Source organism: Paracoccus zhejiangensis, from assembly GCF_002847445.1.
Taxonomy (GTDB): Bacteria; Pseudomonadota; Alphaproteobacteria; order Rhodobacterales; family Rhodobacteraceae; genus Paracoccus; species Paracoccus zhejiangensis.
This window is the reverse complement of the sequence record NZ_CP025430.1, coordinates 3,006,428-3,020,000: the sequence shown is the minus strand read 5'-3', so window position 1 is coordinate 3,020,000 and position 13,573 is coordinate 3,006,428. Positions and strand designations below refer to the sequence as shown.

Annotated in this window: 16 protein-coding genes (1 of these 16 only partly in view); 10 read left to right on the top strand and 6 right to left on the bottom strand. The window is 65.5% G+C overall.

The window, feature by feature from the left end; genetic code table 11:
* Both msrP and hmpA read right to left on the bottom strand, forming a co-directional pair.
* Positions 1 to 603 carry the 5' portion of a protein-methionine-sulfoxide reductase catalytic subunit MsrP gene (msrP, locus tag CX676_RS14560; RefSeq protein WP_101754358.1) on the bottom strand. Its footprint begins 306 nt before the window's first position, so 603 of the gene's 909 nt are visible here — the first part of the coding sequence; its start codon is at positions 601 to 603; its stop codon lies beyond the left edge, outside the window.
* Positions 604 to 794: 191 nt separating this feature from the next.
* Positions 795 to 1,982: an NO-inducible flavohemoprotein gene (gene hmpA / locus CX676_RS14555; RefSeq protein ID WP_101753266.1), complete on the bottom strand. Its 1,188-nt coding sequence runs from the start codon at positions 1,980 to 1,982 to the stop codon at positions 795 to 797.
* Positions 1,983 to 2,180: 198 nt separating this feature from the next.
* On the opposite strand from hmpA, the gene CX676_RS14550 reads away from it, so the two are divergent.
* Positions 2,181 to 2,606, top strand: coding sequence for an Rrf2 family transcriptional regulator (locus CX676_RS14550; protein WP_101753265.1), 426 nt, complete (start codon positions 2,181 to 2,183; stop codon positions 2,604 to 2,606).
* Here the strand turns inward: CX676_RS14550 and recQ are convergent.
* Together recQ and CX676_RS14540 are read right to left on the bottom strand one after the other, a co-directional pair.
* On the bottom strand, positions 2,603 to 4,642 hold the full coding sequence (gene recQ / locus CX676_RS14545; RefSeq protein ID WP_101753264.1) for a DNA helicase RecQ: 2,040 nt from the start codon (positions 4,640 to 4,642) through the stop codon (positions 2,603 to 2,605). The two genes, CX676_RS14550 and recQ, sit on opposite strands and share 4 nt — an antisense overlap.
* The gene (locus CX676_RS14540; RefSeq protein ID WP_101753263.1) at positions 4,642 to 4,935 is read right to left on the bottom strand and encodes a YggT family protein; all 294 of its coding nucleotides are present in this window, start codon (positions 4,933 to 4,935) and stop codon (positions 4,642 to 4,644) included. The genes recQ and CX676_RS14540 overlap by 1 nt, the downstream gene beginning before the upstream one ends.
* Before the next feature lie 174 nt (positions 4,936 to 5,109).
* Between CX676_RS14540 and CX676_RS14535 the strand changes: the two genes are divergently transcribed.
* The 7 genes from CX676_RS14535 to CX676_RS14505 all read left to right on the top strand — a co-directional run bounded on the left by CX676_RS14535 (position 5,110) and on the right by CX676_RS14505 (position 10,664).
* Complete coding sequence (locus CX676_RS14535; RefSeq protein WP_101753262.1) at positions 5,110 to 5,694, top strand: acyl-CoA thioesterase; 585 nt, start codon at positions 5,110 to 5,112, stop codon at positions 5,692 to 5,694.
* Between the two features lie 107 nt (positions 5,695 to 5,801).
* Positions 5,802 to 7,160, top strand: a complete 1,359-nt coding sequence (locus CX676_RS14530) for an MFS transporter (RefSeq protein WP_101753261.1) — start codon at positions 5,802 to 5,804, stop codon at positions 7,158 to 7,160.
* A complete protein-coding gene (gene mepA, locus CX676_RS14525) occupies positions 7,157 to 8,041 on the top strand; it encodes a penicillin-insensitive murein endopeptidase (RefSeq protein ID WP_101753260.1) in 885 nt (294 codons plus the stop codon). The genes CX676_RS14530 and mepA overlap by 4 nt, the downstream gene beginning before the upstream one ends.
* A 29-nt stretch (positions 8,042 to 8,070) precedes the next feature.
* Complete coding sequence (locus tag CX676_RS14520; protein WP_232816466.1) at positions 8,071 to 8,922, top strand: esterase-like activity of phytase family protein; 852 nt, start codon at positions 8,071 to 8,073, stop codon at positions 8,920 to 8,922.
* Between the two features lie 108 nt (positions 8,923 to 9,030).
* Positions 9,031 to 9,642 carry a queuosine precursor transporter gene (locus CX676_RS14515; protein ID WP_101753258.1) on the top strand — a complete coding sequence of 204 codons (612 nt, stop codon included), beginning with the start codon at positions 9,031 to 9,033 and terminating at the stop codon, positions 9,640 to 9,642.
* 464 nt (positions 9,643 to 10,106) lie between these two features.
* Positions 10,107 to 10,370 (top strand): type II toxin-antitoxin system ParD family antitoxin, encoded by a 264-nt coding sequence (locus CX676_RS14510; protein WP_101753257.1) that lies wholly within the window; start codon positions 10,107 to 10,109, stop codon positions 10,368 to 10,370.
* A gap of 3 nt (positions 10,371 to 10,373) precedes the next feature.
* Positions 10,374 to 10,664, top strand: coding sequence for a type II toxin-antitoxin system RelE/ParE family toxin (locus tag CX676_RS14505; protein ID WP_101753256.1), 291 nt, complete (start codon positions 10,374 to 10,376; stop codon positions 10,662 to 10,664).
* Positions 10,665 to 10,714: 50 nt separating this feature from the next.
* On the opposite strand, the gene CX676_RS14500 is transcribed toward CX676_RS14505, so the two are convergent.
* Positions 10,715 to 11,353, bottom strand: coding sequence for a pyridoxamine 5'-phosphate oxidase family protein (locus tag CX676_RS14500; RefSeq protein ID WP_101754357.1), 639 nt, complete (start codon positions 11,351 to 11,353; stop codon positions 10,715 to 10,717).
* A 112-nt stretch (positions 11,354 to 11,465) separates the two neighbouring features.
* On the opposite strand from CX676_RS14500, the gene CX676_RS14495 reads away from it, so the two are divergent.
* Entirely contained in the window at positions 11,466 to 11,831 is a 366-nt protein-coding gene (locus CX676_RS14495) for a winged helix-turn-helix transcriptional regulator (protein ID WP_101753255.1), read from the top strand.
* Positions 11,832 to 11,903: 72 nt separating this feature from the next.
* Here CX676_RS14495 and CX676_RS14490 read toward each other — a convergent pair whose 3' ends face one another.
* Complete coding sequence (locus CX676_RS14490) at positions 11,904 to 13,079, bottom strand: acetyl-CoA C-acyltransferase family protein (protein WP_101753254.1); 1,176 nt, start codon at positions 13,077 to 13,079, stop codon at positions 11,904 to 11,906.
* A gap of 102 nt (positions 13,080 to 13,181) precedes the next feature.
* Between CX676_RS14490 and CX676_RS14485 the strand changes: the two genes are divergently transcribed.
* The gene (locus CX676_RS14485; RefSeq protein WP_101754356.1) at positions 13,182 to 13,553 is read left to right on the top strand and encodes a winged helix-turn-helix domain-containing protein; all 372 of its coding nucleotides are present in this window, start codon (positions 13,182 to 13,184) and stop codon (positions 13,551 to 13,553) included.
* Positions 13,554 to 13,573: the final 20 nt, after the last annotated feature.

Sequence of the window (13,573 nt, the reverse complement as noted above, 5' to 3'; positions counted from 1 at the left end):
ATTGGGCAGCGGATCGGAATAGAGGCCGGTCGCCAGAATCGCCAAAGGATGCATGGCCTCGTCGATCCGCAGACCCTCGCGATAGGGCCAGTCGAGGATCGCCCGCTTCTGCCCCGGCATCTCTTCGGGGCGCACCAGCGTCTCGAAGGCCACGAATTTCGCCCCCGGCTGCACGCCCACCTTCTGCAGCACCGAGGCCAGCGGCACCCCGATCCAGGGAATGACCATCGACCAGGCCTCGACGCAGCGCAGGCGATAGATGCGTTCCTCCAGCGCGTTTTCGGGCGCGAGGTCGGCGACGGAATAGCTGCCCGGCCGGTCAACCAACCCGCCGATCTCGACCGACCAGGGATCGGTGGTCAGCGAACCGGCATTTCGGGCCGGATCTTCCTTGCCGGTGCCGAACTCGTAGAAATTGTTGTAATTGGTGATTTCCTCGAGGCTGTTCGGCTTCTCGTCGGTGGACAGCGCGGAGGCCTTGCCGCTCAGCGCCAGGGAGGGCCCGCCAATCAGCGAAGCGCCTAGGGCAGCGCCCGCCGTCATGAAGCTGCGCCGGTTCAGGAAATCGGCCTTGGGTGTCACATCGGACCAGTTCAGTTTCATCGCTTGGGTCTCCTTCGCAGTCTGCCTGCTGGCTGGGGCGCGCCCCATCATGCCACAGACACGGCAAAGCGCCCAAAAATGCGCATCACATTCCTTTGACCCGGAAGATTTTTTTGCCGGCAGCCTGCAGTGCAGGCCGAAACGCAAAACGGCCCGGATGATCCGGGCCGCGCATCCTTAGTCTCCGCCGTTCAGGTGAGCTGCGTTTCCGCCGGCCCGAAGAACTCGTAATGGATCCGGTCATCTGGCACATTGGCGGCCCTCAGCCCGGCGACCATCTCGGCCATGAAGCCCGTCGGACCACAGATGTAATAGTCGGCCAGATCGGTGCGCGTCTTTTGCGCCAGCCAGGCGGTATCGACCCGGCCCGGGCGGGTGAAGTCACGCCCCTGCACGTCATTGGCCGCCGGGCTCTCGTAGAAGACATAGCTTTCATCCGCGAGGGATTCGTGGCGCGCGCGCATGGCGTGCTGGCTGCCATCGCGGGCAGCATGGACATAGATCATCGGCGCATCGCCCCGTTCGCGCGCCTCCAGCATCGAGATCATCGGCGTCAGCCCGACCCCGCCCGACAGCAGCACCACTTGCCGCTTGCCCCGCGGGTCGAGGAAGAAGTCGCCGGCCGGCGGTGAGACCAGAACCTTGGTCCCGATCGCCGCCTGCTCGTGCAGCCAACCGGACACCTTGCCGCCCGGCTCGCGCTTGACGGTGATGCGATAGTCGCGACCATTCGGCGCCGAGGAGATGGAATAGTTGCGCCGGGCTTCCTCCCCCTCGCCCAGATCAAAACGGAAGCTGAGATACTGGCCCGGGCGATGCGCCATCACCGGGCCGCCATCAGCCGGGCGCAGGGTGAACGAGGCGATCTCGCCGGTCTCGTCCTCTTTCGCCGCGATCTCGAATGCCCGCCAGCCGCGCCAGCCGCCATCCAGTGAGGCCGCGCCGGCATAGATCTGCTCCTCGCGCGCAATCAGCAGATCGGCAAGGAACCAGTAGGCCTTGGTCCAGGCCGAAACGATCTCGGGCGTGACCGAATCGCCCAGCACTTCGGCGACGGCGCCGATCAGCGCCACACCGACATGGGGGTAGTGTTCGGGCAGGATCTGCAAGCCGGCGTGCTTCTGGGCGATCCGCTCGATCCCGCCGCCCAGCACCGCCGGGTTGCGAATATGCGTGGCATAGGCGACCAGCGCCGTCGCCAGCGCCTTGTGCTGGGGCGAGCTGCCGCCCTGGTGGGTCATATTGAACAGGCTCTGGATCTCGGGATCGGCCAGCAGGCGGCGATAGAGTCCGGCAACGATATCATCGATATGGCCGGCGACGGCGGGCGCGGTGGCCTCGATCAGATCCAGCACTTCGGGGGAGAGGGGTTCAGGCATGGGCAATGCTCGCGCTATGATTGATTCGTATAAGATTCCTTTTATGTATTTCTATTGCGCATCGGCGGGAAGCCCTGTCCGGGACTTTTTTGCAGCATGTGCAAGATACCTGCGGACATGACCAAGCGGATAGCTGTCAAACCGGGGCGGTTTCGGTTAGGGCTGAACTGTGATGACTGCCCATGACGGAAGACCAAGATGCGCCTGACAGACAGCTGCGACGTCGCCCTGCGGGTGCTGATCTTTGCCGCGTCGCATGGCGATCGGCTGATCACCATCGACGAGATCGTCACCGTCTACAAGCAGCCGCGCGGCACGGTGATGAAGGTGGTGAACACGCTGACCCGCGGCCAGTTCCTGACCGCGCAACGCGGGCGTTCGGGCGGGCTCAGGCTGGGTCGCCCGGCCGACGAGATCCGCATCTCGGATGTCATCCTGCATGTCGAGCCGGATCTGCAACTGGTCGAGTGCATGCGCAGCGGCAATCAATGCGTCATCACCAAGGATTGTCGGCTGATCAGCCCGCTGCAGAAGGCGCTGCGCGCCTTTCTGGATACGCTGCGCGATTACACCATCGCCGACATGATCCTGCCTGAAGCTTCCTTCAGCCGCGAAAGCGTCTAACCCGCCGCGATCGCGTCCAGAAATGCCGCGCCAAAGCGTTCGGCCTTCTGTTCGCCCATGCCTGAGACCCGGGCCAACTCGTCCAATGTCCGCGGTCGCTGCTCCGCCACCAGCTTCAGCGTCCGGCTGGTGCAGGACAAGGGCTTGCCGGTGCCGTCCTCACCGCGCGACAGCAGCGCCTGCGCCTCGACCAGCCGGTCGAACAGCGCGCCCTCGGGCCGCCCGGCCAGCTTCATCCGCGCGGGATGCATCTCGGGCGCCGCGCCGGCGATGACGCTCAGGAACTCGCGGCCATAGCTGTCCAGTTTCTTCGCCCCCACGCCGCTCACCTGCGCCATCTCGTCCAGCGTTTGCGGTCGCCGCTCGGCCATCTCGATCAGCGTGCGGTCGGGGAAGATGACATAGGCCGGCACCCGCGCCGCCTCGGCCAGCGCCCGCCGCTTGGCCTTCAGCGCCGACAGCAGCGGCTCGTCCTCTTCGGCGACCTGCGTGCGCAGCACCGTCGCCGGCTTGGCGCGCAGGGTCATGTCATGGCGCAAGGTCACCTGCACCTCGCCCTTCAGCACCGGATGGGCGGCCTCGGTCAGGTGCAGCGCGCCGTGACGCTCGGGATCAGGGCGGCAAAGGTCGCGGCCCATCATCTGCCGGAAGATCGCCTGCCATTGCCCCCGGTTGAACTCGCCGCCCACGCCGAAGGTTGGCAGCCGGTCATGGCCGCGCGCCTGCACCTTCTCGGTGGCAGTGCCGGTCAGGATGTCGATCAGATGCCCCGCCCCGAACCACTCGCCGGTGCGCAGCATTGCCGACAGCGCCTTCTGCACCGCCTTGGTCGCGTCGAACAGTTTCGGCGGCGCGGCGCAGATATCGCAATTGCCGCAATCCCCGGCCAGATCCTCGCCGAAATATCCGAGCAATTGCCGCCGCCGGCATCCCGTCGCCTCGGCCAGACCCAGCAGCGCATTCAGCCGCCCGTGATCGGCCTCTTTCCGGGGATTCTCGGCCTGCCCCTCGTCGATCTGCATCCGGCGCAAGCGGATGTCGTCGGGACCGTATAGCGTCAGCGTCTCGGCCGGATCGCCATCCCGCCCCGCCCGGCCGATCTCCTGATAGTAGGACTCGATCGATTTCGACAGGTCGGCATGGGCGACCCAGCGGATATCGGGCTTGTCGATGCCCATACCGAAGGCGATGGTGGCGCAGACGATCAGCCCGTCCTCCTGCTGGAACCGCCCCTCGACGCTGCGGCGCAGATCCGCCTCCATCCCGCCGTGATAGGCGACCGCCGCCATGCCCTCGCGCTCCAGCGCCTCGGCCAGCGTCTCGGTCTTGGCCCGGCTGGCACAGTAGATGATCCCCGACTGCCCGCGCCGCGCCCGCGCGAAATCGAGGATCTGCCGCCGCGGGCTGTCCTTGGGCTGGAAGGCCAGCCGGATATTCGGCCGGTCAAAGCCCCTCAGGAAGGTCTCGGGCGCGCGGCCATCGAACAGCCGCGTGACGATCTCGGCCCGGGTCTCGGCATCGGCGGTGGCGGTAAAGGCCGCCAGCGGCACGCCAAGCTCGCGCTTCAGATCGCCGATGCGCAGGTAATCGGGGCGGAAGTCATGGCCCCACTGGCTGACGCAATGCGCTTCGTCCACGGCAATCGCGGTGACGCCGGCGCGCTTCAGGAGATTAAGCGTCCCGCCGCCCGCCAGCCGCTCCGGCGCCATGTAGAGCAGTTTCAGCTCGCCAGCCCGCAGGGCGGCAAACACCTCCTCGGTCTCGACCTCGGTATTGCCGCTGGTCAGCGCCCCGGCCGGCACCCCGGCTTCGCGCAGCGCCCGCACCTGATCGCGCATCAGGGCGATCAGCGGCGAGATGACCACCGTCACCCCCTCGCGCATCAGCGCCGGAAGCTGGAAGCACAGCGACTTGCCGCCGCCCGTCGGCATGATCGCCAGCACGTCATGGCCGTCGGCCACGGCTTCGACGATTTCCCTCTGTCCGGGGCGGAAATCGTCGAAGCCCCAGACCTGTCTCAGCAGATCAGCGGGCATCAGTAGCCGAGGAACAGGCCCGCATTATTGGCCAGGGCCTGACGCAGGATGATGATGATGATGAAGACCACCAGCGGCGCCAGGTCCAGCGCGCCGGTATTCGGCAGGATGCGGCGAACCGGGCCATAGATCGGCTCGAGCAGGCGGTTCAGCCCGTCCCAAAGCTGCGCGACCAGCGGCTGGCGCAGGTTCAGCACCTGGAAGTTGATCAGCCAGGACATGATGATATGGACGATCATGATGAACCAGATCACATCGAGGATCAGCATCAGCGCCTGATACAGCGTCGTCATCCCGTGTCGTTCCTTCCTGCTCGGTCATTCGCGAATTTGGCCCTGTATGGCCGCGCCGCGCCCGCCGTGCAAGCCGGGCATGGCACAAGGGGGCCGATTGCCGCAGGGTCGCGATTGACCTTCGCGTCAGGCAGCGTCAGGTCAGGGGGCAGAGAGACAGGAAAGGGCCGGTCGATGTATCCCCTCATTCGCTTCGTCAAGGAAATGGTCAAGTTCCGCTCGGCCCCGCCGCTCGACTTCACCGGCACCCATGTCTCAACCCATATGTGCTGGCCCTGGGATCTCGATCCCTGGATCGAGCTGAACAATGGCCGCACCCTGACGCTTTACGATCTGGGCCGCATCCCGCTCGCCTCGCGCACCGGGCTGATTGGCACGTTGAAGACGCGCGGCTGGGGCATCACCGTCGCCGGCAATTCGGTCCGCTACCGCCGCCGCATCAAGGCGTTCCAACGGTTCACCATGCTCAGCCGCGCCATCGGGTGGGACGACCGCTTCATCTATATGGAGCAGTCGATGTGGCGGAAGGGCGAATGCTGCAACCACATCCTGATCCGTTCGGCCATCACCGGCGCCAAGGGCATCGTCCCGCCCGTTGAACTGCTCGCCGCGACCGGAGCCAATCCTGAAAGCCCGCCCCTGCCGGACTGGGTGCAGGCCTGGATCGCAGCCGACGCGTTGCGCCCCTGGCCCCCGGTCCTGCCCCCCGACGTCAGGGATGACGTAAAGGATGTCACGAAAGGCATCTTGCCAGCCTGACCGGCATTTGGCCTTATGGCGACGCCGAAGCGAAGGAGAGGCCGGGGGGCTGACCCCGGACCCCCGAAAGATTTCGGTGAAGAAGAACGGAACCAAGAAGGGCCATCATGAACCGCAAGCGCATCTGGGGTTGGTGGTTCTTTGACTGGGCCAGTCAGCCCTTTTCGACGCTGCTTCTGACCTTCATCTTCTCGATCTACTTCGGCGAGATCGCCAAGACCCATTACATCGCCATGGGCGAAAGCGCGACCATCGCCGGGGCCGAGGCACAGGCGCTCTGGGGCATGGGTCTCTCGATCTCGGGGGTCATCATCGCCGTTCTGGCCCCGATCCTCGGCGCCATTGCCGACACCACCGGGCGGCGGATGCTGTGGATCTGGATCTTCTCCGCCTTCTATATCATCGGCTCGCTTGGCCTATGGTACCTGGCCCCGGTCCAGCCGGACCTGGTGATGGCGCTGATCTGGTTCGGCATCGGCATGATCGGCATGGAATTCGCCACCATCTTCACCAATGCGCTTCTGCCCGCCCTGGCCCCCGAGGACGAGATCGGCCGCATCTCGGGCAGCGGCTATGCGTTTGGCTATGCCGGCGGGCTGGTGGCGCTGGTCATCATGCTGCTGTTCTTCGCCGAGAACCCGCGCACCGGCCACACCCTGATCGGCATCAGACCACTTTTCGGCCTCGATCCAGAGCTGCGCGAGGGCACCCGCTTTGCCGGGCCCTTCACCGCGATCTGGTATGTGGTCTTCATGATCCCCTTCTTCCTCTGGGTGAAAGAGCCGCGACTGCCCCGCCAGTCCTTCAGCATGGGCCAGACGCTCTCGGACCTGTGGCGGCTTCTGGTCAGCCTCGGCCAGCGGCAATCGCTGACCGCATGGCTCATCTCGTCGATGTTCTCGCGCGATGCGCTGAATGCCATTTATGCCTTTGGCGGCATCTATGCCGGAACGGTGCTGGGCTGGCCGGTCTTCCTGTCGGGCGTCTTCGGCGTGGTGTCGGCGCTGGCGGCGGCGGTAATCTCGCATCTGGGCGGCCGGGCCGACAAGGCCTTTGGCCCGAAACCCGTCATCATCGCCTGCACGTTCGCGCTGATGGCGGTCTGCGTGGTGATCGTCGGCATGGACCGGACCACGCTCTTCGGCATTCCGCTGGCCGAGGGCTCGCGTCTGCCCGATGCCATCTTCTTTGCCTGCGGCGTGGTGATCGGCGGCGCCGGTGGGGTTCTGCAATCGGCTAGCCGGACGATGATGGTGCGCCACACCACGCCGGAAAAGGCCACCGAGGCTTTCGGCCTATTTGCCCTTTCCGGCAAGGCGACGGCCTTCCTCGCCCCCTTCCTGGTCGCCGTGGTCACCGAGATCACCGGCAACCAGCGCATCGGCATCTCTCCGCTGATCGTGATGTTCCTTCTGTCACTGGTCCTGCTACATTGGGTCAAAGCAGAGGGAGAGGCACAGCAGTGATCCGCAAAATTCTGACAACGGCCGCCGTTCTGATCGGCATGGCCCTGCCTGCTGCGGCGCAATCGCCGCTGGCAAAGGATGTCTTTGGCCGCGTCGGTGGCCCGACCGGCGGCCAGCCCGTCTCGATCGGCAGCTACAGCAAGGGTTGCTTCAACGGCGGCATGGCCCTGCCCGAAAGCGGGCCGACCTGGCAGGCGATGCGCCTGTCGCGCAACCGCAACTGGGGCCATCCCGAGTTGGTCAATTACCTCGTCGGCCTGTCGCAAGCGGCCACAAAGATGGGCTGGCGCGGCCTCTATATCGGCGACATGAGCCAGCCGCGCGGTGGCCCGATGATCAGCGGCCATGCCAGCCATCAGCTGGGCCTCGATGCCGATATCTGGATGCTGATGCCGCAAAGTCTACGCCTCTCGCCCTCGCAGCGGGAGAGCATTTCCTCGGTCTCGGTCGTCGCACCGAACGGCCTCGGCCTGTCGCGTTACTGGACGCCGGCGCATGGTGCGCTGATCCAGTCGGCGGCGATGGACCCGCGCGTCGACCGTATCTTCCTTGACGCGGCCATCAAGGTGGCGATGTGCAAGGCGAATGGCAATCGTGGCGCCTGGCTGCAGAAGCTGCGCCCGACACCGAACCACGACTATCACTTCCATGTCCGGCTGCACTGCCCGCGCGGCAATTCCGGCTGCAGCAACCCGGCGACGCCGGTGGCGCAGCTGTCGGGCAATGACAATGGCTGCGGCGATGCGATGCAGGAGCTCGCCTATCGCGCCAACCCCTCGACCCGGCCGAAGGGCCAGGCCGACCCGAACTATCGCCATCCCCGCAGCTTCCGACTGAGCGAAATGCCGAGGCAATGCCAGGTTATCGGCACAGCGCGCTAGGTCTTCTCGGCACGTTCCTGACTGTCCTGATGGCCGCGGCATCGCCCGCGGTCGCAGCCAGTCTCGACTATGTCGCGACCTATGTCTGGTCCTCGCCGCAGGAGGATCCGGATTTCGGAGGCTTTTCCGGCCTCGAGATCAGCGATGACGGCTTGGGTTTCCATGCCCTGTCCGACCGTGCGTTCCTTTATTGGGGCAGCATCGACCGCGATGCCTCGGGACGGATTCGCGGGATGAACATCGCCGGGCGCAGCCACCTGGCCGACAGCAAGGGCAATCCCCTGCCGCCCGGTCGCACGGGCGACAGCGAAGGCCTGGCACTGGCGCAGGACGGCACCATCTGGGTCAGCTTCGAGGGGCTGGACCGCCTCGCCCGCTATGACACGCCCGATCAGCCGGCCAAGCGCATCCGCAAGCCCCCGCCCGAGGCGCGTTTGCGGGTGAATTCGGGGATGGAGGCACTCGCCATCCAGCCCGACGGCACGCTGCTGACCATGCCGGAACGCTCGGGCGCCGAGGGGCGGCCCTTTCCGGTGCTGCGCTATCGTGACGGTCAGTGGGACCAGCCGTTCGAGATCTCGCGCGATGGCGACTGGCTGCCGGTGGGTGCCGATATCGGCCCCGACGGGCGGCTTTACCTGCTCGAGCGCAGTTTTCACGGCATCCTCGGCTTTGCCTCGCGCGTCCGCCGCTTTGACCTTGGCCCCGACAGCATCAGCGCGGGCGAGGTGCTGCTGACCACTCGGCCCCTGCAATATGACAATCTCGAGGGGCTCTCGGTTTGGTCCGACGGGCAGGGCATCCGGCTGACCATGATCTCGGACGACAACTTCCTGTTCGTCCAGCGCACCGAACTGGTGGAATACCGCCTGCGCGAGTGACCCGCGGACATTGGCGCAGTTCATTGACAAGGGCCGGGTCCAGGGCGTATGCGCCCCCTGCCCGATGATGGGCCGAGTTCTTCCGCCACCTTGTAAAACGGAAACCCTATGACCCGTTACTTCCCCGGCATCCTTGCCATGGCCGCGATCGTCGTGGCCTCGAATATCCTTGTCCAGCACCAGCTGGGCAACTGGCTGACCTGGGGCGCGATCAGCTACCCCATCGCCTTCCTCGTCACCGATGTCATGAACCGCGTCTATGGCGCCGCTGCCGCCCGCCGGGTGGTGCTGTCGGGCTTCGTCATCGGCGTCGCCTGCTCGCTGGTCGCCGCCGGCGCCGGCGCGACGACGCTAAGGATCGCACTGGCCTCGGGCCTCGCCTTCCTGACCGCGCAGCTTCTGGACGTGACCATCTTCAACCGGCTGCGCGACGGCAGTTGGTGGCGCGCGCCCCTGGCCTCGACGCTGGTCGGATCGGCCACCGACACGCTGATCTTCTTCTCGATCGCCTTTGCCGGCGGGCTCAGCTTCATCAGCCCCAGCGATGATGTCAGCTGGGCCAACGAGTCCCTGCCGCTTCTGGGCATTGGCCCGCAGGCACCGCTCTGGGTGTCGCTGGCGGCGGCCGACTGGCTGGTCAAGCTGGCGCAGGCCATACTTGCCCTTGTGCCCTATCGCGTCATCGTCAACAATTTGTTGAGCAAGACTCAAGAAATCTGATTGACAGATTTCGAAACTGTGGCACCCTTTCAGGTATAACGGCAACCAATTGAAAGGAGGTGGTCCAGTGTCGAGAGTGATATTGGAGAGAGGTGTCGGAACAGTCAGGGGGGCCGTGGCCTGAGGGCAGCCCTAAAGGTCGTAAACCCTGATTGGGACCGGACGGATCTTATCCATCCCTAACCGGACCATCTCCGTGGAACTCGCGGGCCGCTTGCTTCGGGCGGCCCGTTTCATTTTTTGGGGGGGCATTTGGTCCTTCTCGACTTTCGCCCCAGTTTCGAAAGAGCCCGCAGCTCCTGACCTGCCAGATTCCATACCACCGCCGGGCAAGTGATCGGCGCGCGAAAAATGACCCAGGTGGACTCGCAACCTTGCAACGAAACAAAAGCCGATGGCGCCACTCTTGCACATTGCCGCATCATAAGTATGATATTGTATGCTGCCACTGAAGAGGTGCCGCTATGGGTGCTGTCGAAAGACTGACGATCACGATGCCCTCCGAGATGGCCGAGACCCTTCGCCAGACCGTTGCCGGCGGAGAATATGCTTCGGCCAGCGAGATTGTCCGCGAAGCACTGCGCGACTGGACTCGCAACAGGGATACGGAGCGGCGCGAGTTGGAAGCCCTGCGGGCCGCGATCAAGGCAGGGTTGGACAGTGGACCGGGCATCCCGGCGGATCAGGTGTTTGCCGAACTCCGCGCGCGCTATGGGGCGAAGTCCTGATCCGTGCCGCGCCTGGTGATATTGCCCGCCGCGCGCGCTGACATGATCGAGATCGGTGATTTCATTGCCCAGGACAATCCTGGGCGCGCCCTGTCGTTCCTGGCCGAGATCGAGGCCAAGATGCGTCAAGCGGCCGAGCACCCCGCAAGCTTCCCCGCGCGCGACGATGTGCGCAAAGGGCTGCGGTCAGCTCGACACGGCCGCTACCTGATCTTCTTCCTTGATGCCAGGGAGGACGTGCAGATTGTCAGGGTGCTGCACGGATCACGGGATTTGCAGAGGATATTTAGGTGATCGCGCAATCGTAGGCTGCGTGCTCGCACGCACCTTCCCTCAACCACCCCCTACCCCTCCCACAAATCATCCCCGCACACCTCCCGCACCGCTAGCTGCTGCTGCAACACCGCCACCTCGCGCTCCAATTCCGCAATCCGCGCCTCGCGCGCGGCCAGTGCCCGCGCCACATCCTCCGCCTCAAACCGTTGCGGGATATGTTGCGAACAGTTCACGTCCCAGGCCTCGACCGCAATCACCAGCGCCCGATCCGCCCGCCCCCCCTCGGGCAGAAGGCGCGCGACCAGCGCCGGGTCATCCTCGACCATCCGGCCCCGGCCCCAGATCTTCACCCGCTGCCGGCGCATGTAGTCGATCAGGAAAAGTTCGACCCGGTCGTTCTCCGGCAGGTTCCCCAGCGAGATATATTGCCGGTTGCCGCGCAGGTCGGCCATGGCGAGGGTGCGGCTGTCCAGCAGCCTGATGAAACCCGGCGGGCCGCCGCGATGCTGGACATAGGGCCGCCCTTCGGCGCTGGCCGTGGCCAGAAACACGCTGCGCTGCGCGGCGATGAAGCTTTCCAGTTCGGGCGAAATGTCGATCGGCCATTGCGCCGCCTCGAACAGGCGGCGCGATCCCAGCCGCGTTTGCGCCGCCTGCACGGCGGGCGAGAAGGCTAGGCAATCGGGCGAGCGGTCGAAATCGGACATGGGACCTCCGGGCTGCGGCATGTCGCGCAGGGGCGTGTTTCGGTGATGCGATTCATCTGCGCCCTCCGTATCCATTTCGCAAGAACGCAGCTTTCTGGTACATACTATCCCGATGGATACCACACCCACCCGCGCCCGGCGCTTCGAACGCTATGACCAGTCCCGCGGCTGCGCCGTCGAGGGTGCGCTGGAAATCATCGGTGGTAAGTGGAAGGGCGTGATCCTGTTCCACCTCTTGGGTGGCAAGCTGCGCTTTGGCGAGATCCGCCGCGCGGTCGGATCGATCACCCAGCGGACGCTGACCAACCAGCTGCGCGAGCTCGAGGCTGACGGCATCCTGACCCGCACCGTCCATGCCGTCGTGCCGCCGAAGGTCGAATACGAGCTGACCGCCAAGGGGCAGGCGCTGGCCCCGATCCTGCTGGCGCTCAGGGAATGGGGGCAGGAACATGTCCTGTCCGCGCGCGAGGATCCCTGAAACGGAAGCGCCGCGCAGGGTATTCCCCCACGCGGCGCTCGCTTGTTCCGCAAATTGCGCGGTGCCGAACGATCAGACCCGCTCGATCGCCACGGCGATGCCCTGACCACCGCCGATGCACATGGTGATCAGGCCGATCTTGCCGCCGGTCCGCTCCAGCTCATACAGCGCCTTGACCGTCAGGATCGCCCCGGTCGCGCCGACCGGATGGCCCAGCGCGATGGCGCCGCCATTGGGGTTCACCTTGGCCGCGTCAAAGCCCAGCTCCTTGCTGACCGCCAGCGCCTGCGAGGCAAAAGCTTCATTCGATTCAATGACATCGAAATCCTCGACCTTCAGGCCGGTCTTCTCCATCAGCTTCTGCACCGCCGGGATCGGCCCGATGCCCATGATCCGCGCCGGCACCCCGGCCACGGCATAACCCAGCACCTTCGCGCGCGGCTTCAGCCCGGCAGCCTCGGCGGCTTCCGCCCGCGCCAGCACGATGGCGGCAGCGCCGTCATTGATGCCGCTTGCATTGCCCGCGGTCACCGTGCCGTCCTTCTGGAACACGGTCTTCAGCCCGGCCAGTTTCTCGAGGCTGGTTTCCTTGGGATGCTCGTCCGTATCAAACACCTGCGGCCCCTTGCGGCCCTTGATCTCGACCGCAACGATCTGCTCCTTGAAATAGCCCCCGGCAATCGCCGCCGCCGCCCGCTTTTGCGATTCCAGCGCGAATTCGTCCTGCATCTCGCGGGTGATCTGGTTCTCGGCGGCAACGTTTTCCGCCGTCACGCCCATATGGCCGGTGCCCATCGGGCAGGTCAGCGCGCCGGTCATCATGTCCAGCATCTTCTGGTCGCCCATCTTGGCGCCAAAGCGCGCCGACGGCACCGCATAGGGCGCGCGACTCATGCTTTCGGCGCCACCCGCCACGGCGAAATCGGCATCGCCCAGTTCCAGCGACTGCACCGCCGAGACGATGGCTTGCGCGCCCGAACCGCAGAGCCGGTTCACGTTCATCGCCGGGGTGGTGTCGGGAACGCCGGCATCCAGCATGGCCACGCGGCTCAGATACATGTCGCGGGGTTCGGTGTTGATGACATGGCCAAAGACCACGTTGCCGATCTGGTCGGGGGTCAGGCCGGCACGCTCGATCGCGGCCTTGGTGACGGTGGCGGCCAGATCGATCGGCGGCGTGGCGGCAAGGCTGCCCCCGAAGGTGCCAATGGCGGTGCGCGCACCGGACAGGATGACGATATCGCTCATGTGAATTTCCCCCAACAACATATGATGGCGGCAACCTAACCACGACTTTGCCCTGCGGAAACCCCTTGCTTTCGGTTGTGACGCTTGGTGAAGATGCGCCCCATGCCGACCGACAGCCGCTTTCCCCGGATCAGACTGCGCCTCGATTTCGGCGGCGGGCTGGTGCTTGGGCCGGGCAAGGCCGATCTTCTGGAGGGGATCGCCGAGCTGGGTTCGATCTCGGCGGCCGGGCGGCGGATGAAGATGAGCTACAAGCGCGCCTGGTCGCTGGTGGAAGAGATGAACGCCGCCTTCGCCGATCCGCTGGTCGACAGCAGCCGTGGCGGCTCGGGCGGTGGCGGCGCGACGCTGACCCCCGCCGGGCAGGCGGTGCTGGCGCGTTTTCGCGGGCTCGAGGCGATGCTGGCCGAGGATGGCCGGGGCGACATCGCCGGAATCAGCGCGCTGCTGGCCGATATGTCCGATGGAAAATAACCCTTGCTCCGCCGCGCGGC

Excerpts from the sequence above, each read along its gene's own strand:
- hmpA (WP_101753266.1), bottom strand. The coding sequence starts at position 1,982 with ATGCCTGAACCCCTCTCCCCCGAAGTGCTGGATCTGATCGAGGCCACC.
- CX676_RS14550 (WP_101753265.1), top strand. The coding sequence starts at position 2,181 with ATGCGCCTGACAGACAGCTGCGACGTCGCCCTGCGGGTGCTGATCTTT.
- recQ (WP_101753264.1), bottom strand. The coding sequence starts at position 4,642 with ATGCCCGCTGATCTGCTGAGACAGGTCTGGGGCTTCGACGATTTCCGC.
- CX676_RS14540 (WP_101753263.1), bottom strand. The coding sequence starts at position 4,935 with ATGACGACGCTGTATCAGGCGCTGATGCTGATCCTCGATGTGATCTGG.
- CX676_RS14535 (WP_101753262.1), top strand. The coding sequence starts at position 5,110 with ATGTATCCCCTCATTCGCTTCGTCAAGGAAATGGTCAAGTTCCGCTCG.
- CX676_RS14530 (WP_101753261.1), top strand. The coding sequence starts at position 5,802 with ATGAACCGCAAGCGCATCTGGGGTTGGTGGTTCTTTGACTGGGCCAGT.
- CX676_RS14520 (WP_232816466.1), top strand. The coding sequence starts at position 8,071 with ATGGCCGCGGCATCGCCCGCGGTCGCAGCCAGTCTCGACTATGTCGCG.
- CX676_RS14515 (WP_101753258.1), top strand. The coding sequence starts at position 9,031 with ATGACCCGTTACTTCCCCGGCATCCTTGCCATGGCCGCGATCGTCGTG.
- CX676_RS14510 (WP_101753257.1), top strand. The coding sequence starts at position 10,107 with ATGGGTGCTGTCGAAAGACTGACGATCACGATGCCCTCCGAGATGGCC.
- CX676_RS14500 (WP_101754357.1), bottom strand. The coding sequence starts at position 11,353 with ATGTCCGATTTCGACCGCTCGCCCGATTGCCTAGCCTTCTCGCCCGCC.
- CX676_RS14495 (WP_101753255.1), top strand. The coding sequence starts at position 11,466 with ATGGATACCACACCCACCCGCGCCCGGCGCTTCGAACGCTATGACCAG.
- CX676_RS14490 (WP_101753254.1), bottom strand. The coding sequence starts at position 13,079 with ATGAGCGATATCGTCATCCTGTCCGGTGCGCGCACCGCCATTGGCACC.
- CX676_RS14485 (WP_101754356.1), top strand. The coding sequence starts at position 13,182 with ATGCCGACCGACAGCCGCTTTCCCCGGATCAGACTGCGCCTCGATTTC.